The sequence below is a fragment of the Leifsonia sp. C5G2 genome (genome assembly GCF_013359685.1).
GTDB lineage: Bacteria > Actinomycetota > Actinomycetes > Actinomycetales > Microbacteriaceae > Leifsonia.
In genome coordinates, this window is record NZ_JABFMV010000014.1 from 83,067 (window position 1) to 105,249 (window position 22,183).

Genomic DNA, 22,183 nt, shown 5'->3' on the forward strand with positions numbered 1-22,183 from the left:
TTGCGGAGAGTGCAAAGTTACACCCACTGCCTGCACGCCCACAACGCGCGCGCCCGGGGGAGCGGGGCCGCGTTCGCCAGGGGCGAACGCCTCGCCGCCTCCCGCGGGCTGCTGCCTGTCGATGGGGTGCAAAACGAACGAGACTGGCCCCCATCCAGGTCACGCATATGTTGTGAGCGTAGGTTGGAAGAACTCCGACCGACCGCCTCCGAATCCGCTCCGAAGGTTGTATGAGTTCTCTCAGCCCCTCACGTCGCACGCGCCGCATCCTGGCGCTCACCGCCGTCGCCGCGACCGCCGCCCTCGCGTTCACCGCCTGCGCGGGCGAGCCGTCGCCCGTCACCAAGGCCGTCGCCCAGGCGGCGGCCCCCTCGCCGACCGCCACGTCGTCGGTCGTCTCCTCGATCCAGCCTGCTGCCGGGAGCGTCTCCGGCGGCACCGTCACCCTGACCGGCACCAACCTCGGCAAGGTCGGGGCGGTCCAGATCGGCGGCCAGCCCGCCACCGTGACCCAGGCGACGAACGACAAGGTCGTCGTCAGCGTGCCCGCGGCCGCCAACTTCCAGGCCGGAAGCGTGCCCGTGACCGTGACCGACAAGAACGGCAAGCCGGTCGGCACGGCCGGCTCGACCACGTACGACTACCAGGTGCAGACGCCGGTGGACAAGCAGCTCGCCTACGCGCTGACCTACTGGAAGAACTACAACACCGCCCAGTACGGCGACCTCAACCCGGTCGGCGGCGACTGCGCCAACTTCGTCAGTCAGACCCTGATCGCCCGCGGCTGGCAGATGAACGGCGACTGGTACAACCACGACGCAGCCGAGGACTGGAGCCCGGCGTGGGGCTACGTCCCGTCGATGGACCAGTACTTCCGTGAGAACGCGGCGAAGCTCGGCCTCACCGAGTACTCCTTCGACCAGCGCGACAAGATCAAGGTCGGCGACATCGTCATGTTCGACTGGAACGACAACGACTCTCTCGACCACGTCCAGATCGTCTCCGCGGTGCAGAACGTCAACGGGCAGATCAAGATCAAGATGGTCGGCCACAACGAGGACAGCGACTACCGCGACCTCGACGAAGCCATCACCGTCGACCACCCGGGCGCCATAGGACACTTCTGGAGCCTGTCGAAGTAACTTCGGTTATGCTCATGCCGTGAGTCTGGGGGGTGCCCGCGCACGGCGCGTTCTGGTGACGCGGGCTGCCCTGGCGAGCGCGGCGCTGGTGGTTGCATTGGCGCTGTCCGCGTGCGCCACCGGGGTGGCGAGCGCGGGTCCGACGAGCCACCGGAGCACCCCGCAGCGCATGACGCCGACTCCCCGCCCTCCGCGGCCGACGCCGTCCACCGTCCCGACCCCGACGGTGCTCGGCTTCGACAAGACCGCGCAGTCGATCGACGACCCGGCGAGTCCCTGGGTCGTCGTCAACAAGAGCCGCGGGCTGAACCCGCTCTCGTACGTCCCGGCCGATCTCACCTACCCCGACGTGCCCAACCTCAACGACCAGCCGATGCGGTCGGCGACGGCGGCGGCGGTCGTCGACATGTTCCACGCGGGCAAGGCGGAGGCCGGGCTCGACTTCTCTGTGCAGAGCGCCTACCGCTCGTACGAGTCGCAGACGCGCGTCTACGACGACGATGTCGCGCACAACGGCCAGGCGTACGCCGACACGGACACCGCCCGGCCCGGCCACAGCGAGCACCAGACCGGGTACGCGGTCGATATCAGCGCCGTCCCGGCGAACTGCTCGCTCGCGGCGTGCTTCGCCGACACCGCGCAGGGCCGGTGGCTTGCCGCGAACGCCTGGCGGTTCGGGTTCCTGCTCCGCTACCCCGCCGACAAGGTGGCCGTGACCGGCTTCGCTTTCGAGCCGTGGCACTTCCGCTTCGTCGGCGTGCCGCTCGCGACCGAGCTGCACAGGTCGGGCGTGACCACGCTCGAGGAGTTCTTCGGCTGCCCCGGCGGAACGACCTACCCCGGCTGAGCGGCGATCAGCCGCCCAGCGCGTCGCCGACGATCCGCTTGGCCTCCTCCTGCACCTCGCGCAGGTTCTCCTCGCCCTCGAACGACTCCGCGTAGATCTTGTAGACGTTCTCGGTGCCGGAGGGGCGGGCCGCGAACCAGGCCTTGTCGGTCTGCACCTTCACGCCGCCGAGCGGGGCGTCGTTGCCGGGCGCCCGGCTCAGCTTCGCCGTGATCGCCTCGCCGGCCAGCTCCGTCGCCGTGATCGCGTCGCCGTCCAGCTTCGACAGCGCGGCCTTCTGCTCGGGGGTCGCAGGCGCATCCACCCGCTGGTAGACGGGGTCGCCGAAGCGCTCGGTGAGCTCGCGGTACAGCTCGGACGGCGACTTGCCCGTGACGGCCCGGATCTCGCTGGCCAGCAGGGCGAGCAGGATGCCGTCCTTGTCGGTCGTCCACGCCGTCCCGTCGAAGCGCAGGAACGACGCGCCGGCGCTCTCCTCGCCGCCGAACCCGACCGTCCCGTCGATGAGGCCGGGGACGAACCACTTGAAGCCGACCGGGACCTCCCAGAGACGTCGCCCGAGCGACTCGGCGACGCGGTCGATGATCGACGACGACACCAGGGTCTTGCCGACCGCGGCGTCCTTCCGCCACTCGGTGCGCGTGCGGAACAGGTAGTCGATCGCCACGGCCAGGTAGTGGTTGGGGTTCATCAGCCCGCCGTCGGGCGTGACGATGCCGTGCCGGTCGGAGTCCGCGTCGTTGCCGGTGAGGATGTCGAAGTCGGCGCGGCGGGCCACCACCGAGGCCATGGCCGAGGGGCTGGACGGGTCCATGCGGATCTTGCCGTCCCAGTCGAGCGTCATGAAGCTCCAGGTCGGGTCGACCTCGGGGTTCACCACCGTGAGGTCGAGGCCGTAGCGCTCGGCGATGGCCTCCCAGTAGTGGACGCTGGCGCCGCCGAGCGGGTCGGCGCCGATCCTGAGCCGTGCGTCCTTGATCGCCTTCACGTCGATGATGTTCTCGAGGTCGTCGACGTAGTGACCGCGGAAGTCGTAGGTCTCGACGCCCGACGGCTCGGCCATCCGCACCTCCCTCATGCCGTTCGCGATGATCTCGTTGGCGCGCTTCGCGATCCAGCTGGTGGCGTCGGTGTCGGCCGGGCCGCCGTGCGGCGGGTTGTACTTGAAGCCGCCGTCGCGCGGCGGGTTGTGGCTCGGCGTGACGACGATGCCGTCCGCCTGGTCGCCATGACCCTGCCGGTTGTACCGGATGATCGCGTGCGAGACCGCGGGCGTCGGCACCCAGTCGTCGAACTCGTCGACGAGCACCCGCACCTCGTTGCCGACCAGCACCGCGAGCGCGGTGGTGGTGGCGAACTCGCTCAGCAGGTGCGTGTCGGCGCCGATGAACAGCGGGCCGGTGATGCCCTGGCCGTTGCGGTACTCGACGATCGCCTGCGTGGTCGCGGCGATGTGGTCCTCGTTGAACGCGGTGTCCAGCGACGACCCGCGGTGGCCGGACGTGCCGAACACCACGCGCTGCTCCGGGATGCTGACATCCGGCTTCAGCTCGTAGTACGCGCGCCGCAGGGCGTCGACGTCGATCAGGTCGGAAGGCTGGGCGGGGGTTCCGGCTCGTTCGTCCATGTTCCTACTCTTCCACGGCAGGCCGGTCGCCGGGAGGTGCAGGCGGAGGGTTCAGCTCGCCTTCCTGTGCTGTTCCAGGAGCAGGTGCACGGCCTCCCTGACCAGTTCGCTCTCCTTCTTGCCAGTCTCCCTGATTAACTCGTCGAAGGCGGCGCGGTCGGCGACGGGGATCCGACCGCGAACGACTGGCGATGCGCCCTTCGGCTGCTCACCGAGCCGCGGTCGCCCCGCTGCCCGCAGGACGGCGTCCAATGCCTCCTCGGACCCGTACTCGGAGACGAGGAAGGCGTGCCCGGCGGCCGCGGCGGCCTCGCCGGTTAGGACATTGGTCAGCTTGGGCATCGGGGTTGCCGGGTCCGTCAGTCTTGCTGCGAGCCGGTCGAAGGCGGCGTCATCGATGTCAGCCATGTCGCATCTCCTCTCTGCGTCGGCGGAACTTGGGGCCGAGCGGCATTGCATGGAACACCACGGCTTCCCGTCCGTCGTCGTACACATTCACCAACAGTTCGATCTCTCGTTCCGTCTGAGCATGGGGATGTCCGATGTACAGCCAGACGGTCCCGTCGTCCACGGATTCTTCGGGCGCCTCTGCCCGGAAGTTCGGATGCAGCAACGCCCAGACCTGGTCGGCGCGGGGGATTCCGTGCTTGGAGGTCGAATCGGTCCACCGTGGAGACATGCGTTGAAGCTAGCGCCGCCGCGAACCCCGCTATTAATCTGTGTCCGCAATTATTACATGCCCATTGCTCGGGCTCCAGAGAGGTGCGGGCGACTGCGCCCTCTCGGAACGTCTGCGGGTGCGCGAGCGGCCGCAGACGTTCCACAGAGCCGCAGGCGCGCGCGGAGGCCGTGGGAGGCGGATCGCTAAGCTGAGCGGCATGTCCTCCGACCCCGCAGGCGCGCCCGCCGAGCTGCCCGCCTCCCTCGACGACGTGTACAGCTTCCTCGGGCCGTCCGGCACGTTCACGGAGGCCGCGCTCAAGCAGGTGCCGGAGGCGCGCGGCAAGCAGTGGCGGGCCGTCAACAACCTCGGCGAGGCGCTCGCCGACGTGGTGGAGGGGCGCAGCGTCGCCGCCATGATCGCCATCGAGAACTCGATCGAGGGCGGCGTCTCGGTCGCCCAGGACGCGCTCGCCACCATCCCGGGCCTCCGCATCGTCGGCGAGTACCTCGTCCCGGTGAACTTCGTCCTCGTCGCCCGGCCCGGCACCACGCTGGCCGACGTGCGCACTGTGAACGCGCATCCCGTCGCCTACGCCCAGTGCCACCAGTGGCTCGACCGCAACCTGCCGGAGCACGGCCACCTGCCCGCCTCCAGCAACGTCGCAGCGGCCGCGTCGCTGTTCGAGGGCAGCGCGGCGGATGCGGCGGTCGCCCCTCCCGGCATCGTCGACCACCACGACGTGGTCGTGCTCGCCGAGAACATCGGGGACAACCCGAACGCCGTCACCCGGTTCGTGCTCGTCAGCACCACGCGCAGCGTCCCCGAGCCGACCGGGGCCGACAAGACCAGCCTGATCGCGGAGCTCCCGGACGACCGCCCCGGCAGCCTGCTCGACCTCCTCGAGCAGTTCTCCACCCGGGGGATCAACCTGAGCCTGATCGAGTCGCGGCCGGTCGGCGACGCCCTCGGCCGGTACCGGTTCGTCATCGACGCCGACGGCCACATCCATGACGAGCGGGTGGCCGACGCGCTGCTCGGCCTCCGTCGGTTCAGCCCCTCGGTGATGTTCCTCGGGTCCTACCCGCGCGCGGACGGCATGCGGGTCGAGTTCGACCAGCGCTACCGCGACGAGGTGTTCACCGAGGCGCGGGAATGGCTGGCGTCCCTGACCGACGACGCCGCCTCGGCGTAGGCTCTGGGGAAGGACAGTCGGGAGGTCACCATGGTCGCCGAGGAGCATGACGGCGAGGATCGCACCGGCGGTTTCGACCCGCGGTTCGACCCCGCGTTCCAGCGCGGATACCAGCCGCGGCCCGGGGAGCGCTCGCAGACGCGGGTGCGGTCCGACGCGCCCGACTCCGCCTACCGGAGGCCCTCGTCGGTGCTGCCCGCGGCGTCCGGCGAGGTCGCGGAACCCGAGTCGGTGCCGGCCCCGGAGCGGGTCGCCGCGCCCGTCGCCGACCTCGACCTCCCGCCCCAGCCCGCGCCGCTCGTGACCGGGCCCGGCCTGCTCGACAGGTTGGAGCCGAACCCGCGCCGCAACCCCGTCATGCTGGCTCTGTGGCTGGTGGGCGCGGGCTTCGTCGTGCTGGGCATCGTCCTGTACTGCGTGTCGGTGACCTCCTCGTACAACGGCCCGACGCCGAGCACCGATGTCACCGCGCTCGTGTTCGCGCAGCTCGGCTGGATGCTCGCCGGTCCGCTCATCACGGTCGGGCTGCTGACGATCGTCGGGCTGCTGTTCCTCACGGCGCTGGTCGGCCGCCGCTCTCCGCAGGCGCCGCGCGCCCGCGACGACTTCGACTAGCGCTCGGGAAGGGCGGGCACCCGCACCAGCAGGGCGCGCTCGTCCACGCGGAGGTCGATCGCGACGATGTCTCCGAAGGCGTCGCCGTCGAGCTCGAACGGCTCCGGCGCATCGACCTCCAGCTGCACCGTCGCCCCGCGCAGGTAGCTGAGCCGGGTCCGCACCGCGCGGTCGGTGAAGCGGATGATGCGGCGGCCGAGCGCCGACTTGCGCAGCACCCGGTTCTCCCAGGTCACCTTGCGCCAGATCGCCAGCCAGCCGAAGACCGTCGCCGGCTGCAGGATCGCGACGTCGAGCACACCGTCGTCGATCGCGGCGTCGGGGATGAGCTCCATGTTGCCCGGCAGCGCGCCGCAGTTGGCGATCAGGATGGTGCTCACGTGCGCCGACCGCTCGTGCCCGCCGTCGAGCCGGAACCGGATGCGCACCTTGCTCGTCGTGGGCAGGGCGCGGAACGCCGCATCCACGTAGGCGAGCCAGCCGAAGCGGCGCTTCAGCTCCGGCCGGGCGCCCGCGATCATGGCCGCGTCGATCCCGACCCCGGCCATGACGAGGAAAACGTGCTCCGTCGAACCGCCGTCCGGCCGATGTGCGGTCGCGATCCCGAGGTCGATGGGTCGTGTCTCACCGGCGAAGGCGACCGCGCAGGCGCTCTCGACGCTCGAGAACGGGACGCCGAGGTTGCGTGCGAGCAGGTTGCCCGTCCCCGCCGGGATGAGGGCGAGGGCCGCATCGCTGTCGCGCAGCGCCTCCGCCACCGCCCGGACGGTCCCGTCTCCGCCCGCCGCGAGCACGAGCGAGGCGCCGCGGTCGAGGGCCGCGCGCACCTGAGCCTGGCCGCCGTCCTCCGGCGTCGTCTCGAGCCACAGCAGCTCGATCCCCTCGGGATGCCGCTCCGCCTCGGCCGCCGCAGCTGCGGCCTCCACGGCGGCCCTGACCCGCAGCACATCCACCCGGACCGGGTTGTAGACGACCGCGACGACCGTGCGCTCGCCCCCGCCCCGTCCGTTCACCCTGCTCACGCTACCTGTTGAGCATCGGTCGATAAGCTGGTCGGGTGATCGATCCCGTGCTCCTCCGCGAGAACCCCGATGTCGTCCGGCGCTCCCAGGAGGCGCGCGGCGACTCCGTCCAGCTCGTCGACGAGGCCATCCAGGCCGACATCGAGCGGCGGGCGGCCATCACGGCGTTCGAGGAGCTGCGCGCCGAGCAGAACGCCTTCGGCAAGCAGGTCGCCAAGGCGCCGAAGGAGCAGAAGAAGGAGCTCGTCGCGCAGGCGCAGCAGCTCGCCGGCCGGGTGAAGGAGGCGCAGCAGGCGGCGAACGACGCCGACGCGCGCTTCGAGCGCCTGATCCGCAGCATCGGCAACCCGATCGTCGACGGCGTCCCGGCCGGTGGGGAGGACGACTTCGTCGTGCTCAAGACCGTCGGCGACATCCCCGAGTTCGACTTCGAGGCGCGCGACCACCTGGAGCTGGGCGAGCTGCTCGGCGCCATCGACATGGCCCGCGGGGCCAAGGTCGCGGGTGCGCGATTCTCCTACCTGCGCGGGATCGGCGCGCGGCTCGAGCTCGCCCTGATGAACATGGCGCTCGACAAAGCTGTGCGGAACGACTTCATCCCGATGATCACGCCGACGCTGGTGAAGCCGGAGATCATGCAGGGCACGGGCTTCCTCGGCGCCCACGCCGACGAGGTCTACCACCTCGAGAACGACGACCTCTACCTGACCGGAACGAGCGAGGTCGCGCTCGCCGGCTACCACGCGGACGAGATCATCGACATCGAACAGCCGCTGCGCTACGCCGGATGGTCGACCTGCTACCGCCGCGAGGCCGGCTCCGCGGGCAAGGACACCCGCGGCATCATCCGCGTGCACCAGTTCGACAAGCTGGAGATGTTCGTCTACACCCGGCCGGAGGAGGCCGAGGCGGAGCACGAGCGGCTGCTCGGCTGGCAGGAGGAGATGATGCAGGAGCTGGGGCTCAGCTACCGCGTCATCGACACCGCCGCGGGCGACCTCGGCTCCAGCGCCGCCCGCAAGTACGACGTGGAGGCGTGGATCCCGACCCAGGGCCGCTACCGCGAGCTCACCTCGACCTCGAACTGCACGACGTTCCAGGCGCGCCGGCTCGACATCCGGTACCGCACCGAGAGCGGCAAGACCGCACCCGTCGCGACCCTCAACGGGACGCTGGCGACCACGCGCTGGCTGGTCGCGATCCTCGAGACGCACCAGCAGGAGGACGGCTCCGTGCGCGTGCCCGAGGCGCTGCGCCCCTACCTCGGCGGCCTGGAGCTGCTGGAGCCGACGCGTTCGTGAGCGACGACTCCCGCCTGCTGATCGCGCTCGACGTCGACGGAACGCTCATCCATGAGGACGAGACCGTCGGCGCCGCCGTCCGTGCCGCCGTCGCCCGCGTGCGCGACGCCGGCCACGAGGTCATGCTGGCGACCGGCCGCAGCTGGGAGACGGCGCGGCCCATCCACGAGACGTTCGGGCTGACCAGCGAGTTCGTCGTGTGCGCGAACGGCGCGCTCACCATGCGCCGCGACGACACCGTCGAGGGCGGCTACCGGCGCGAGTTCATCGAGGTGTTCGACCCGACCGAGGTGCTGGAGACGATCCGCCCGCACCTCCCGAGCGGCAGCTTCATGGTCGAAGGGCCGACCGGTTTCCGCCGGTACACCGAGGGCATGACCGACTGGGAGCTGGTGAACGCCGAGCAGGTGCCGTTCGAGGAGCTGCTGCAGCATCCCGCGACCCGCGTCGTCGTGGTCTCGCCCGAGCACGACACCGAGGAGTTCCTCTCGATCGTCGACCGGATGGGCCTGCAGCGGGTCAGCTACGCGATCGGCTGGACGGCGTGGCTCGACATCTCGCCCGACGGCGTCAGCAAGGCCACCGCGATGGAGCGGGTGCGGCACGCGCTCGACATCCCGCGGTCGAACGTGGTCGCCGTCGGCGACGGCCGCAACGACATCGACCTGCTGACCTGGGCGGCGGCGGAGGGTCTCGGTGTCGCGATGGGCCAGGCGCCGGACGAGGTCAAGTCCGCTGCGAACCGGACGACCGGGCACGTGGTCGAGGACGGCGTCGCACAGGTGCTCGACGCGCTCTGACGCGCGCCTTCCAGAGCATTGCCAGCCTGCCGTGCCAGACTTTTCGCTGGCGTGTGCCCTCTCCGGTACGCGCTTCCGTGTGTGAAGGCGGCTGATCCGGAAGGAAGTGAATGAGCGAGATGCACACCCGCGCGCAAGCGCGAGCGCAGGAGAAGGCGGCAGGACCAGCGGTCCGGCACGGCCGACAGAAGCAGCAGCATCCGCTCACGTTCCTCCTCAAGATCTTCGTCGCCGTGATCGCCGTGTTCGGGGTGACCGGCGTCTCGCTCGCCGCCTACGCTGCGGTGGATGTGGTCAGCAGCGTCTCCAACAAGCGCGGGGTCAAGCTCGTCGACGCGAAGGGCAACGAGTCGACCCCCGGCGTCGGGGCGATGGATGGTTCCTTCAATGTCTTGCTCGCCGGAAGCGACTCGGGCGGTGGCAACGCTGCGTATGGCGACCGAGGTGAGAATCTCAACGACGTCACGATGCTTCTGCACGTCTCCGCGGACCACAAGAACGCCACGGTCGTCAGCTTCCCGCGCGACATGTTCGTCGCCATCCCGTCGTGCCCCGACCCCAAGGGCGGCAGCTTCGACGCGATGAGTCGCCAGAAGATCAACTCGTCGCTCAGCTACGGCGGCTTGGCCTGCACCGTGCTGACAGTGGAGAAGCTGACGGGGCTCGACATCCCGTACGCGGCAGTCATCCAATTCGACGGCGTTATCGAGATGTCGAATGCAATCGGCGGTGTGCCCGTCTGCGTCGCCGGCGACATCAAGGACCCGTACACGGGTCTCGACGTGAAGGCCGGGCAGAACGTGCTGCAGGGTTCGCAGGCGCTCGCCTTCCTCCGGACGCGTCACGGCGTGGGCGACGGATCGGACCTCGGCCGCATCAGCAACCAGCAGGTGTTCCTCTCCTCGCTCGTCCGGACGATCAAGAGTTCGGACGTTCTGAGCAATCCGGTGAAGCTCTACACCCTCGCGAAGGCCGCGATCAAGAACATCGACCCGTCGGAGAGCCTGAACAATCCGACCACCATCGTCTCGATGGCGATGGCGCTGAAGAACATCGACATCAGCAAGGTCGTCTTCGTGCAGTATCCCAATCACTATGTGGATGGCGGTGTCGCACCGACAGTGGACGCGGCAGAGCAACTCATGGGTGCACTGAAGAACGACCAGCCCGTCGCGCTGACGGGCGACACCGGAGTCGGGTCGGAGGCCGCGCCGGGTAGTGGCGGCACCTCGACGACGCCACCCGCGCAGGCGGGAGATGCCACGCCCCCTGCCGACTCCCCCGCCGGTGCACCGTCCGCCCAGCCGACGACGGGCACCGACTCGTCCGCGACTCTGCCGTCGGATGTTCACGGTCAGACCGCCGCGCAGGAGACGTGCTCGAAGCCGTTCAGCGAATAGAGTCTGAGCCGGAGAAGGCGTAGTGGGCCGCGGCCGATTGCGCGGATCATGGCGCGCTCGCGGCCGGACACCACCTCGGGTTCGGGCCCGGCTCCACCTCCGGAGCCTCGTTCGAGGGCTGACCCAACCCCGGTTCGCTAGAATCGGTCGACGCCGGCTCGCGCCGGCGCCAGGAGGGCTGTCCGAGCGGCCGATGGAGCCAGTCTTGAAAACTGGTGGGCAGAAATGTCTCGTGGGTTCGAATCCCACGCCCTCCGCCAAGGAACGGGCGCCTCGATCCCAGTAAATCACTGGGATCGAGTCTTTGCTGCCAGACCTGCGGCGCTCGATTTGACAACAAACTGACAACAAACGCCGCCGCGAGTTGGTGATCCGGGGCCTCTTTCTGCGATCGCGGCCGTCGCAAATGCCGATTGTCAGCGGCTACCGCTTCAATGTGGACATGATCGATGTCGGTTGGCTTCTCGATACGTGGCGCGCTGCCCGGTGGGAAGCGATCGTCATGATCTGGAACGCGATCGTGGCAGACGTAATCGCCTACCCGTGGTTCGTTTTCGTGCTCGCTGTCCTTGTCCTAGGGGCCGGCGTCAAAGGATTGGGCAAGCTAGCCAAGTACGTTGGCGGCGCTTACTGGTCTGCTCACCACTGAGGACTGACGCTCAGCGAGATGCGGTCGTGCCACAGAACGTCTGGCTGCGCCGTCCAGAGCTTCAGCTACCGCGTCCAGGTCGTCGTCGAAGAGGTCCGCGTAAACGTCCAGCGTCATCGCGGCTGAGGCGTGGCCGAGCATCCTTTGGACCGCCTTTACGTTGGCTCCCGCGCTCACGGCGAGGCTGGCGGCGGTGTGCCGCAGGTCATGGACGGTCATCGGGTCAAGGCCGGCCCTGTCGAGTGCGCTCTTGAACCATGTCCGTTGACCCCGTGTGGCTCGCTTCATGTGCTCACCGAACCGGCCGGAAAACAGCAGGTCGTTCGGCTCCTTGCCTGCGGCTGCGCTGGCCAGCGCGTCGATGAGGAATGCCGGGAACGGTACCGACCTGCGCTTGTGGCTCTTCGGGGTTCCGACGATGGTGGCGGGACCGACCTCTACCGCGTTTTCCGAGACGGCGAGTCGGCGACGAGTGAAGTCGACGTCGCGCACGCGGAGGGCGATGACTTCGCCCCAGCGAAGGCCGGTGTAGGCAAGTAGGAGGACGAGAGCTTCGTGTTTGCCGCTGGCATAGGCGAGGTCGTGAACCTGTTGATGGGTGAGGTACCGGTGAGCGCGAGGAACCTTGCGGGGTAATCGCGATCCGCGGGCTACGTTGACAGGCACGCGCCGGTCCTTCACGGCGATGTCCAGGATTCCGGCAAGCACACCGAACGCGCGCAAGACGGTCGTAGCGGACCTTTCTGCGCTCAAAGACGTAACCCAGGCCTGGACATCCGAGTGTCGTACATCACCGACAGGGACGCGTCCCCAACGCGGCTCGACCTGGAGTCGCCACGCGATCTCGAGCGGTCGGAGCGAGGACGGTTTGAGGTGAGTCTGGTTGGCTAGCCACTCATCGCCGAGGGATGCGATCGTCACCCTCGCCGCACTTGCATCGATGTACTCGCCGCGTGCCTTGTTCGTCTCGACCGTGGCTAAGTAGAGCTCGGCTTCTCGCTTCGTCTTGAATCCGCGCTTCGTGGTCTGACGGTGATCAGGGGTGCGGTACATGACGCGATAGCGTCGACCACCGGCAGATTCATACGACAGAACGCTGCCCATCTCGCCCTCCTCTTTAGGGTGCTGCCACCTCTTCGATGCCCGCCGAGGTGAGAAGCGCTGCGACGCGCTCCAGCTCGTGCTCGACCAGCTCCAGGCGCGCCTCGACGCTTGAGTCGAAGGTGAGATCAGAGACTCCGGACGCCGCTCCGACGTCGCGAACGATCCGGAGGCGGTCGAACTCACGTCGAAGGGTCCCGAGTTCGCGAAGCGAGTTCAGGACGGAGATGTCCACGCGTTCGGCGGCCAATCGGGGCCGATACGAACTCGAGGGGGTCGCTGAAAGCCAGCAATCGAATTCGGCCACGGTCATTCCGTCGAAGTCTTCGCCGAGATTTTGCAGGTCGAGTTTGTCGTTGGGCCGCCCGATTGGCGAGAGCAGCATACTGATCGGCACATCGAGGCCCCGTGCGATATTCAAGAGCTGGCTGACGCTGATGTCGGCCTTCCGGCCGGATTCGATGTTCTCCAGGATCGCGGGGGTGATGTTCCCACCGGGAATCGCCGCTGCCAGGTCGCTGGTCGTTCGAAATCCACGTTCACGTCGCGCCAGTCTGATGCGCGCGCCGATGCTGGTCTCCGATCGAAAGTCTGCCATTTCGACAGCCTATCGCCACTTCTGTTGTCAAGTCACGGATTTCTTGCTATGGTCGTTTCAACAATTGCAGCACTCCTGAGTTGTCGAAACGGAGGAGATGAGATGACAGGAGAGTTCATTCAGCCCGCTGAGGTGGTTGAGATCACCGGGCTGTCGATCGCAGCGCTCGCCCAACTCCGGTATCACGGTAAGGGCCCGCGCTTCTATAAGCCGACCCCACGCACCGTGCTTTACAAGCGGGCGGAGGTGTTGGCATGGCTGGAAGCGAGCGCGCAGACGAGGACCGGAGCGTACGCGTAGCCGAACCCCCGACAGAGCCTCCCGGCGTCATTCAGGACTTCGTGGACGGATATCTCGTCCCGGTGGATCCGATGGATGATCTGCGGTGCGAGAGCTGTCAGTAGAACAGCTGGTTCACCTCGGCGTGCCGCCCAAGCGCGACCCCTGTTCGGGGGTAGCGTGCGGCACCAAATGGAGCGGCTGATTCTTACCCTCTTCACCGTAACGCTGGCCTCGCTAAGCGAGTCAGGGCGGCGGTGAGGCATCGTGGCTGAGATTCCCCAACTTCAGAGTCGAAGCCGCCACTCCACCCTCGAATCCGGGCGCGCCGCCCCGGAGCCCATATCCCCGGCGCAGCTCGGAACATCCAACCTTCCTAATCCAAGGAGGGCTCCTGCGCGCCCATGCGCGCTGACATAGCCCTGTTCTGACGAGCCGTCGCCGGCTCGAACCCGGTCCTTCGCAGTAGCCACTTCCATGCAAGGAAGGTTGTGATCTCGTGGCTGGAGGAACCCAAGTCCGCTCGCGGGCGGATGCTTTTCTCACGGAGTTGCTCCGTGAAGTCGACACGTTGCGGCCGTACGTTCGCTTTCAACTGCGCGGCTGGCCGAATGAGGTCGACGCCGTTCTGCAGATCGCCCGGGAGACGGTCTGGCACCGATCCTCCACGTATGACCCGGAGCGTGGATCGCCGCACGCGTTCGTGTTCGGGATCACCCGTCACGTCGTGCTCCGGCAGATCGAGCGGAAGTACGGCCCGACGGACGATGTCACTGTCGACGCGGACGTGGAGTCCGAGTCGGACATCGACCCGCTCGAGGCGATGATTCGCCGCTTTGACGCGCACCGGTGGATGGTGCTGGTTGCCGATTACGTCGGCGCATCCGACTGGCACGTGATGAGCGACCTGAGCCTGGCCGACGGCGACGCCGAGCGGGTGGCAGAAGCCCACCAGCTGTCCAAGCGCGGTGTCCGCACGATCCGTGAGCGAGTCTGCCAGACCGCACGAACCGTGCTCGCCGCCCTTGCAGCGGCGGACGCGGGACTGCCAATGACCGGTTCGGTGATCGTGTCCTGCGTGCCCGAGACCGGCGGTTTTCGGGAAGTCGCCGAGATGATCGGCGACGACGCAGACACCATCGCAGCCACTCTCCACATCCATCCCGGATCGGCGCGAGCCCGAATCGCGACCGCCAAGCGATTGCTGATGATCGCTCGGGACGTCCTCGAGCTGGAGGTGGCGGCATGATCAGTGCGGGCGCGGCGGCCGCTCATGCCGTGACGCATCCGAAAACGACGCGGAACCTGCTGATCGTCGCGGCCATCATCGTCTTGGTCGTCCCCGTCACGCTTGTCGCCGTGCCGGTCAGCTTGGTTCTCGCGATGGGAACCAACGGATTCGGCGGCGGGGGAGTGTGTGGTGGATCCTCGCCCTCGGTCGAGGCGGGTCAGAATGTGGACGGGTACGGGCCGCAGCAGTTGAAGATCGCCGCGACGATCATCACCGTCGGCCAGCAGATGATCGTGCCCCCGCACGGGCAGACACTCGCGCTGATGGTCGCGATCGGTGAGTCCGGCCTCCGCAACCTGGACCATGGCGACGCGGTGGACAACACCACGATCGGCGTCTTCCAACAGGGCGCCGGTTACGGCACCCCAGCGGAGCGGATGAACCCGGCGACCGCTGCCGCCGCCTTTTACACCCGCATGCTTCACGTCCCGGATTGGCAGACCCTCGCGCCAACCCTGGTCGCCCACGCGGTCCAAATCAACGCCGACCCGAACCACTACGCCCCGTTCTGGACTCCCGCCGAGCAGGTCCTCGCCGCCCTGACGGGAGCAAGCGCCGGAGCGTGTCAGGTACCGGCGGACGCTCGCGCGGCCGCCGCGGTCCTGGTCGGCGCGATCCAGGCGAAGAAGCTGAACTTCCTCGAGCCCCGCTACCAGCAGCAGGTCGTCAACATGGCTGACGGTACTGCGACGCCGGACTGCACGATCGACCCGCACATCCTCCAGCTGATCGTCGTGGCCGTCCAGTCCTTCCAGCAGGTCGGGGTCAGCGATCTAAACCGGCGCTGCACCGGCATGACCCCAGGGGCGGGAACCGCGTCCGCGCACTGGAAGGGCAAGGCCGTCGACTTCTACGCGATCAACGGCCAATCACTGACCGGCGCGGACACTCTCTCGGTTCAGCTAATCCATGCCCTGGACCCGTACGCCCCGCACGGGTCATCGATCGGTCAAAGCGACTGCCGGTCCCGCGCCCGCGTGACGCTCGGTGTCCTTACGAACCTCACCAGCGATTTCCCTGATACCTGCAACCACCAGCACATTCAGGTGCCCTGACCAAACGAGTCTCCAAGATGCGCGCCACAAATCGCTCCGAGCCGGAAGTTCTAAGTGAAGGGCGCATACGAAACCGAGGTGAACTGAGATGAACAAGAAGCTGATCGCACTCGCTGCCCTCCTCCCGTCCCTGGCACTTGCCGGCTGCGCCGCCGCAGCCCCCGCCAGAAACCCGTCGTTCACTACCGTCGCGCCGACCAAGCCGACACCGACCGCGTCGAACGTTGCGACCCCCGCCGCCGACGGGATCGTCGACACCGTCTACGTCCAGGTCTTCCCCGGCCGCACCTTCAAGTCGGCGCACGGCTGCCGGTGCACCCTCCCGAACTCCCCGCAGGAACTCTTCACGGTCGGAACACCGGTCGTGTTCATGAAGATCACGATGATCGGCGAGTGGAAGCCCTCCCAGGGTGGCCAGACCTACCAGGACGTCACCGGCACCACGCTGAAGGGCACCCAGTTCGACGGCCGTCCCGAGCCGGCGGTCCTAGACACGGCCGATGGGCCGGCGGCAGCGAAGGCGGCTGGTTTGCCTTGGCTCCCATCCGGCCTGTTCGGGAAGAAGTCCGATTGGACGATCCCGAACGATAAGCAGCGTTCCTTCGGCGCCGCTTGGTACCTCCCCGCTGGGGTCGACCGACTGATTCTCACTGTCGACGTGCCCTCCGAAGGACAGCCGCTGCAGTTGGTCGTCCCGCTGCCGACCTCGGCAACGAGCGCTTCGGACGCGAGCGGGGAGTGACCGTCATGGACCTCATCCTCAATCTGCTTCGTCTCCTGCTCATCGTCGGCATCGCGCTGCTCGGGATCCTCGGATCCGGGCTGCTGGCGGCCCGGCGGATGAGCGAGACCACAGAGCCCGAACCATCGACCGACCTCACGGAAAGGAACCAAGAATCATGAACACCCTCAACGAATCCCTCGTGACCGTCCACGCACGCACCATCACCGTGGCGGCCATCCCCAACCCGAGCCCGGACTTCTCTGGTCCCGGCGTCGGAGCGTTGCAGGCGATCGCCAACGTTGTGTTCGCGATCGTGCTGATCTTGGCCATCATCGGTGGGCTGATCGCCGCCGGGTTCATCGTCGTCGGCCACGTCTCCAGCAACGGGCGCGTGCAGAAGGCTGGCATCATCGGCCTGCTCAGCTGCGTCGCCGGCGTCGCCGTGGCCGGCAGTATCGCGGGGCTGATCAACTGGGGCCAGTCGCTCCACGTGGCGTGATCCTCATGATCGACATCGCCGCCGCCCCGCCTGACCCGTTTGCACCGAACTACGGATGCTTCCTCTCCGATTTCGGTTGCCAAGCCTCCCAGACGATCGCGCAGTTCATGGGGTCCACGATCAAGAACCTCGGCGACTTCATCGCCACGATGATCGCCGGGTCCTTCAACACGAACATTGACCAAGGCAGTTGGAACATCGCGCACTCGCAGTTCCTGTTCTGGATCGCCGTCACCGCGCCGGTCATCCTGATCGTCGCGCTCGTCCAGATCGGGATCGCGATGATCTTGCAGGACTGGTCCCGGATCGGCCGCACTGCCGCCGGCGCCGCCCTCGCCATCCCGTTTAGCGCGATTTGCGTGTGGGGGATGCAGAAGGCTTCCGGGATCACCGACGACATCACCAGCAGCCTCACCACCGTCGCCCAAGGCGGCGACCTCGGCAAAGGCCTCCTCCGGGTGGTCGGCCTGCTCGACGTTCCCGGGCAGGCGGCCAACGCGGTCATGCACAGCGCGAAGTTCACCGAGGGCGGCGTCATCTTCACGATGGCGGCCCAAGGCGCGCACGGCCCGGCCGCCGTCGGCGATTACGTCATCGCACTCCTGGTCGTGGGGTTGATGATGATCGCCTCCCTGTTCTTGTTCATCGCTATGTCGATCCGGGAGTTCGGGCTCCTCGCCCTGGCCGCGATGGCCCCGGTCGGGTTGATGATGATTGGCCAACCCAAGCTCACCGCGTGGGCACAACGCTGGATGAACCTCTCCGTCGGCCTGCTGATTGCCAAACCGCTCGCGGCAGGCGTCGTGCTCCTAGCGGTGGAGCTGACGAAGACGTCCGTGAGCATCGGGGTCATTCTCGTCGCGGCCGGCGCGGTGATCGCTGCCTCGTTCAGCCCGTTGTGGGCGACGAAACTCGTCTCCTTCGCGGGAGCCGAGGTCGGCACCGCCCTCCACCATCGCTTCTCCGTCCGGGACCAGTTCTCGCGCGCGAGCACCGCTTCCGCACCCGTCCGCACCGCGGCACGGGTCATCAAGGTTGGGAGATAACTGATGACCACCCTCACCGCCGACCAGATCATCACCGAAGAAGGCGCACCCCGGGTGCGCTTTGCCGCCCGGGAACGCCGCGGGATCTTCCTGGGACTGACCTTCCTGCAGCTGGTTGTGATCGGCGCCGCTGTCGCGATCCTGCTCTCCACCCTCTTCATCGACAGCAACGCCATCTGGGTGATGCTGCCGATCGTCGCCGTCGTCGTGTTCTTTGCCCTCGCCACCTACCGCCGCGAACCGGTCATCGTGATCGTCGCCCAAGCCGTCCGCTACCTGTTGCGGAGTATGGCCGGGCAGACCGTGTTCCGCCGCGACGTCTGGTTCCGGGTCACCGTCGCCTCCCTCAACGTCGGCCACGCCCAGGTCGCTGCGGCGACCCCGGTCGTGACCTCCAAGTTTCTGCTTCCGGGTGCGCTGGGGGATGTGCAGATCGTGCAGATCCCCGGTGCTGGCGGGTTCATCTACAACGCCCGCGGCCGGCTCGCCTCAGTCACCGTCAAGGTGGGGTCGAAGGCGTGGGCGCTGCGCGACAAGGGCACTCAGGAGGCCGCGTACGACGGGTTCGTGGAATGGCTCAGCTCCCTGGAGAATTTGCCCGGCGTCCGGGAAACCACCATCCGGATCCGCGTCGACCGGGCCTCCTCGAACGAGCTCCGCGACTATCTGGTCGTTCGCGAGAACGAGCACGACCCGCAAGTCACCGCAGAGTTGCGCGGCGAGTATTGGGCGTTGACGCAGGCGGCGTCGAAGCGGTCGATGGGGTTTACCAATTACATCACCCTCACCTTCGACACCGCCGCCCTCAACGGCGCCATCCGCGACGCCGGCAAGGGCCTGACCGGGCTCGCCGCTGTGCTCAAGGAGCGGGTGGCGGGGATCGAGACCTCGATGGAGCACGCCCGACTCACGCCCGCAGGCTGGCTGACCTCGGATGAGCTTGACCAGCTGAACGCTCTGTCCGCCGACCCTGTGGCCGCGGCCACACGGCGTGAGCAGGACTCGAGCGTTGTGTCCGCGCCGTCGCCGGTGATGGGGATCGACGAGGGCTGGGATGCGCTGCGGGTGGATGAGTCCTGGCATCAGACGTTCTGGGTTGCCGAATGGCCCCGCACCGACGTCCGTACCGGGTTCCTCGAGCCGCTCCTCTATGCCGGGGACGCGACCCGGGTGATCACCCTGCAGGTGCGGCCGGTGGCGACGCACAAGGCGCTGGCCCAGCTGAATCGGGCCCAGTCCGACATGGAAACCGCCGCGACCATCCGGATGAAACTGTCCTCCCGGATCCCGCTCACGCACCTCCGCGAGGAGGAAGATCTCGCGGTGCGCGAGCACGACCTCGTCGACGGCTTCGGTGACGTTCAGTACCGCGGGTTCGTCACCATCTCCGCCGAGTCCAAGGACGCCCTCGCCAAGGCCCGCACCGACATCGAGCAAGCGTCGCACCCGGCCCGGCTGGTGTTGGCGTCGATGTCGGGTCAGCAGGCGGCGGGGTTCGTGACCGCGGCGTTGCCGGTGCCGTTGGAAGGGGGGTGAGCGCGATGAAGCCGAACACGGTCATCGGCCGCATCCCGGCCAATGAGAAGCCGGGGGCAAACGGCCGCCACCGCCAGGCTGGCGCCGCCGACAAGAACTCGTCCTGGAAGCTGCAGAGTGCGGAGTTGCCGGCGTCGAAGATGCCGGCGTGGGGGTGGAAGCAGCCGCACAATCTGCGTGGCCCGCTGCGCGCCACCCCTCCCGCGCACCGCTGCTCGTCCAAGGTCCTCGGCGGGGCCTATCCGTTCCTGGCTGAGACCGGGGACATCCTCACCGGGGCGTATATCGGCGAGAACCTGCTCTCCCGGGCGCCGTTCTGCTTCGACCCCTGGGACGCCTATTCTGCCGAGGCCGTCCGCTCGCACTCCGTCGCCATCCTCGGGGTGAAGGGGACGGGCAAGTCGATGCTCGCGAAGTCCTGGTCGTCCCGGCTCGCCCGGCTGGGCCGGAAGGTCGCGGTCCCGCACGACCCGAACGGGGAGTGGGTGCGCGTCGCCGCGTACGTCGGCGGTACCTCCATCTCCGTCGGTCCCGGTAAGGCCGCCCGGATCAACCTGCTCGATGAGGGGCCACGCGACCTGTCGTTTTCGGATGAGGACTGGAACCAGAACGTCCTCCAGTACCGGCGGGCGACGGTGAAGACGATCATCCGCCGCCTCCGCGAAGGCGGGAACCTGGAACCGGTCGAGCACACCGCCCTCGACGTCGCCCTCGACGCACTGCGCGGTCAGTCGACCGTCACCATCACGCACGTCTACAGCCGTCTGGTGGACCCCGATGAGGCGCTGCCGGTTGAGGTTGCGGACGCCGGCCATCGGCTCGCGCACTCGTTGCGCCGGATGGTGTCCGGTGACCTGACCGGGTTCTTCGACGGACCGTCCACCGTCCGCTTTGACGCTGACGCCCCGATGATGGTCGTCGACACCTCCGCACTGAAAGGCGCATCACCGGAAGCGCAGGCACTGGCCCGGCTCGCGACCGCGAACTGGATCCGCCGCTCCAGCCTGGGTGCGAACCGGCAAGCCCGAGTCATCATCCACGAAGAGGCGGCGGTCGAGCTCCTCAACGATGTCTCCGGTGGTGATGGTCTCGCCGACAGGGTCGAGGACGAGAAGGTCGCACGCCACCTTGGCACCTCCAACTGGTACCTGCTGCACCGGGTCGCGGACCTCGATGCATTGGGTGATCGCAACAGCGCTCTGCACTCGCGTGCGCTCGGACTTCTCGCGGACTGCGAGACCCGCATCTCCTACGCGCAGCACTCGGGCGAGATCGCCCGGTCGCGGGAGATCCTGGGCTGGAACGACACCCAAGCCGACCTCGTCCGCAAGCTGCACAAGGGCGAAGGGCTGTGGCAGATCGGGCAGGACCGGGTCGCGAAGGTGCGCAACATCTGCACCGATTATGAACTCGGCATCTTCCGCACCGACGCCATGGGCGGTGAACGAGCATGAGAACTCACGGCTCTTCGTGGACTCAGCTCGCGCTCTACTGTCTCTTCGCCATCGTCGCCGCCGGCGCCCTCACCACCGGCATCGCCAGCGCTACCATCACCGCCACCTGCGGCGCCGGCGGCCAGCCCGGAAGCGTCTTTGCCGGCCTCCAACTGGCCATTGGCGGCGACCCCAGCGGATTCGCACTCGCTGCCGGATGCATGGCACCCGTGACCCTGATCCGAGTCCTCGACATCCTCGCGGTCTTAATTCTTCTGAGCCTCGTGGCGGCGGTTATGGTCTGGTGGCTTCGGTACCGCCAGTCGGATCGGCATTTCATCCACGAACTCCGCGGCCGCGACGGCGTTGCCAAACCTGGCGAGGTCCGCAAACACACCTCCGCCCGCACCGCCCTCCTCCGCGCCAAGAACCTGCGCCCATCGTTGGTGAACCCGGAGCCATCTGCCGCCGGGTGGAAGGTGGGCAGTGCGCACGGGCAGGACGTCTACGTGTCGATCGAGGACTCAATCGTCGTCGAAGGCGCACCCCGCTCCGGCAAGGGCTACCGGTTCATCATCAACGCCATCCTCGACTGGGACGGCCCCCTCATCACTACCTCCACCCGCAACGACAACCTCTCCGCCACCATGCGCGAGCGCGCCCGCGTCGGCGAGATCACCGTGTTTGATCCCCAGGAGCTCACCGGTGTCCGCTCGGCGCTGCGGATCTCCCCGGTCGCCGGGTGCGAGGACCCCCTCGTAGCGGACCAGCGCGGGCAGGCGATCGTCGCCGGCACCGCACTCGGCGTGTCCAAGACCAACCAGGAATGGGCGCAAGTGTCCTCCTCCGTGCTCTCCCGGCTGCTCCACGCGGCCGCCGTCTCCGGCCGAGGCATCGACGCGCTCGCCCGCTGGGGTTCCAACCCGCGGCTCGCTCTGGAAGCGGTGGGGGTGCTCGCCAACCAGGGCACGCCGGGCTGGTCCGAGGACCTGGATGCGATCATCAACGGCGACGAGAAGCTCCTCGCCAACTCTTGGTTCGGCGTCTTCGGTGCCCTCCGCCCCCTGTCCATCCCGGCCATACGAAAGGCGATGACCCCAGGCCCGGGAGAGCAGTTCGACCTCGACACGTTCCTCGCCGGTCCCAACAGCCTCTACCTCGTCGGCACCGGGGCCGGAGCCGGCTCCGTCGGCGGGTTCCTCGGCGCGATCCTCGACGACATCGTCGAGACCGCCCGCCGCAAAGCCCTCGCCTCACCCGGATCCCGACTCGACCTACCGCTCGCGCTGATCCTCGACGAGATCGCCAACATGTTCTCCTGGCCCGCACTGCCGCGGATCATGGCCGACGGCGGCGGCATCG

Annotated in this window: 22 protein-coding genes and 1 tRNA gene; 17 read left to right on the forward strand and 6 right to left on the reverse strand. The window is 67.8% G+C overall.

The window, feature by feature from the left end:
• The first annotated feature begins 230 nt into the window (after positions 1–230).
• Positions 231–1,142 carry an amidase domain-containing protein gene (locus HNO83_RS16760; RefSeq protein ID WP_175338668.1) on the forward strand — a complete coding sequence of 304 codons (912 nt, stop codon included), beginning with the start codon at positions 231–233 and terminating at the stop codon, positions 1,140–1,142.
• A 19-nt stretch (positions 1,143–1,161) separates the two neighbouring features.
• Positions 1,162–1,989 (forward strand): M15 family metallopeptidase, encoded by an 828-nt coding sequence (locus HNO83_RS16765; protein ID WP_349627265.1) that lies wholly within the window; start codon positions 1,162–1,164, stop codon positions 1,987–1,989.
• A 7-nt stretch (positions 1,990–1,996) separates the two neighbouring features.
• Here the strand turns inward: HNO83_RS16765 and pgm are convergent, their stop codons facing one another.
• The 3 genes from pgm to HNO83_RS16780 are packed head-to-tail and all read right to left on the reverse strand — an operon-like array spanning position 1,997 to position 4,295.
• Positions 1,997–3,616, reverse strand: coding sequence for a phosphoglucomutase (alpha-D-glucose-1,6-bisphosphate-dependent) (pgm, locus tag HNO83_RS16770; protein WP_175338669.1), 1,620 nt, complete (start codon positions 3,614–3,616; stop codon positions 1,997–1,999).
• Between the two features lie 51 nt (positions 3,617–3,667).
• Positions 3,668–4,024, reverse strand: a complete 357-nt coding sequence (locus HNO83_RS16775) for a ribbon-helix-helix domain-containing protein (protein WP_175338670.1) — start codon at positions 4,022–4,024, stop codon at positions 3,668–3,670.
• A complete protein-coding gene (locus HNO83_RS16780) occupies positions 4,017–4,295 on the reverse strand; it encodes a hypothetical protein (RefSeq protein ID WP_175338671.1) in 279 nt (92 codons plus the stop codon). The genes HNO83_RS16775 and HNO83_RS16780 overlap by 8 nt, the downstream gene beginning before the upstream one ends.
• 199 nt (positions 4,296–4,494) lie before the next feature.
• On the opposite strand from HNO83_RS16780, the gene pheA reads away from it, so the two are divergent.
• Both pheA and HNO83_RS16790 read left to right on the forward strand, forming a co-directional pair.
• Positions 4,495–5,472 (forward strand): prephenate dehydratase, encoded by a 978-nt coding sequence (gene pheA / locus HNO83_RS16785; protein ID WP_175338672.1) that lies wholly within the window; start codon positions 4,495–4,497, stop codon positions 5,470–5,472.
• A gap of 30 nt (positions 5,473–5,502) precedes the next feature.
• Entirely contained in the window at positions 5,503–6,087 is a 585-nt protein-coding gene (locus HNO83_RS16790; RefSeq protein ID WP_175338673.1) for a hypothetical protein, read from the forward strand.
• On the opposite strand, the gene HNO83_RS16795 is transcribed toward HNO83_RS16790, so the two are convergent.
• Positions 6,084–7,100: a diacylglycerol/lipid kinase family protein gene (locus tag HNO83_RS16795; RefSeq protein ID WP_175338674.1), complete on the reverse strand. Its 1,017-nt coding sequence runs from the start codon at positions 7,098–7,100 to the stop codon at positions 6,084–6,086. The two genes, HNO83_RS16790 and HNO83_RS16795, sit on opposite strands and share 4 nt — an antisense overlap.
• Before the next feature lie 44 nt (positions 7,101–7,144).
• Between HNO83_RS16795 and serS the strand changes: the two genes are divergently transcribed.
• The 4 genes from serS to HNO83_RS16815 all read left to right on the forward strand — a co-directional run bounded on the left by serS (position 7,145) and on the right by HNO83_RS16815 (position 10,870).
• Positions 7,145–8,410: a serine--tRNA ligase gene (gene serS, locus HNO83_RS16800; RefSeq protein ID WP_175338675.1), complete on the forward strand. Its 1,266-nt coding sequence runs from the start codon at positions 7,145–7,147 to the stop codon at positions 8,408–8,410.
• A complete protein-coding gene (locus HNO83_RS16805) occupies positions 8,407–9,210 on the forward strand; it encodes an HAD family hydrolase (protein WP_175338676.1) in 804 nt (267 codons plus the stop codon). Before serS ends, HNO83_RS16805 begins: the two co-directional genes overlap by 4 nt.
• A gap of 110 nt (positions 9,211–9,320) precedes the next feature.
• Positions 9,321–10,610 (forward strand): LCP family protein, encoded by a 1,290-nt coding sequence (locus HNO83_RS16810; RefSeq protein ID WP_175338677.1) that lies wholly within the window; start codon positions 9,321–9,323, stop codon positions 10,608–10,610.
• 172 nt (positions 10,611–10,782) lie between these two features.
• A tRNA-Ser gene (locus HNO83_RS16815) sits at positions 10,783–10,870 on the forward strand.
• Positions 10,871–11,214: 344 nt separating this feature from the next.
• Here HNO83_RS16815 and HNO83_RS16820 read toward each other — a convergent pair.
• Both HNO83_RS16820 and HNO83_RS16825 read right to left on the reverse strand, forming a co-directional pair.
• Positions 11,215–12,363 carry a site-specific integrase gene (locus HNO83_RS16820; protein WP_175338678.1) on the reverse strand — a complete coding sequence of 383 codons (1,149 nt, stop codon included), beginning with the start codon at positions 12,361–12,363 and terminating at the stop codon, positions 11,215–11,217.
• A gap of 13 nt (positions 12,364–12,376) precedes the next feature.
• Positions 12,377–12,958 (reverse strand): helix-turn-helix domain-containing protein, encoded by a 582-nt coding sequence (locus HNO83_RS16825; RefSeq protein WP_175338679.1) that lies wholly within the window; start codon positions 12,956–12,958, stop codon positions 12,377–12,379.
• 778 nt (positions 12,959–13,736) lie between these two features.
• Between HNO83_RS16825 and HNO83_RS16830 the strand changes: the two genes are divergently transcribed.
• The 9 genes from HNO83_RS16830 to HNO83_RS16870 form a co-directional block, all read left to right on the forward strand.
• Positions 13,737–14,486 carry a sigma factor gene (locus HNO83_RS16830; RefSeq protein WP_175338680.1) on the forward strand — a complete coding sequence of 250 codons (750 nt, stop codon included), beginning with the start codon at positions 13,737–13,739 and terminating at the stop codon, positions 14,484–14,486.
• On the forward strand, positions 14,483–15,583 hold the full coding sequence (locus tag HNO83_RS16835) for a hypothetical protein (protein WP_175338681.1): 1,101 nt from the start codon (positions 14,483–14,485) through the stop codon (positions 15,581–15,583). Before HNO83_RS16830 ends, HNO83_RS16835 begins: the two co-directional genes overlap by 4 nt.
• Before the next feature lie 88 nt (positions 15,584–15,671).
• Positions 15,672–16,325 (forward strand): hypothetical protein, encoded by a 654-nt coding sequence (locus HNO83_RS16840; protein WP_175338682.1) that lies wholly within the window; start codon positions 15,672–15,674, stop codon positions 16,323–16,325.
• Between the two features lie 5 nt (positions 16,326–16,330).
• The gene (locus HNO83_RS16845) at positions 16,331–16,486 is read left to right on the forward strand and encodes a hypothetical protein (RefSeq protein WP_175338683.1); all 156 of its coding nucleotides are present in this window, start codon (positions 16,331–16,333) and stop codon (positions 16,484–16,486) included.
• Positions 16,483–16,806, forward strand: a complete 324-nt coding sequence (locus HNO83_RS16850; protein WP_175338684.1) for a hypothetical protein — start codon at positions 16,483–16,485, stop codon at positions 16,804–16,806. The genes HNO83_RS16845 and HNO83_RS16850 overlap by 4 nt, the downstream gene beginning before the upstream one ends.
• Before the next feature lie 5 nt (positions 16,807–16,811).
• Positions 16,812–17,852 (forward strand): hypothetical protein, encoded by a 1,041-nt coding sequence (locus tag HNO83_RS16855; RefSeq protein ID WP_175338685.1) that lies wholly within the window; start codon positions 16,812–16,814, stop codon positions 17,850–17,852.
• Between the two features lie 3 nt (positions 17,853–17,855).
• Positions 17,856–19,388, forward strand: coding sequence for an SCO6880 family protein (locus HNO83_RS16860; protein ID WP_175338686.1), 1,533 nt, complete (start codon positions 17,856–17,858; stop codon positions 19,386–19,388).
• Positions 19,385–20,842, forward strand: a complete 1,458-nt coding sequence (locus tag HNO83_RS16865; protein ID WP_175338687.1) for a putative type IV secretion/conjugal transfer ATPase — start codon at positions 19,385–19,387, stop codon at positions 20,840–20,842. Before HNO83_RS16860 ends, HNO83_RS16865 begins: the two co-directional genes overlap by 4 nt.
• Positions 20,839–22,183: type IV secretory system conjugative DNA transfer family protein (locus HNO83_RS16870; protein ID WP_175338688.1), on the forward strand; the 1,345-nt coding region annotated here is incomplete at its 3' end. The genes HNO83_RS16865 and HNO83_RS16870, both read left to right, overlap by 4 nt.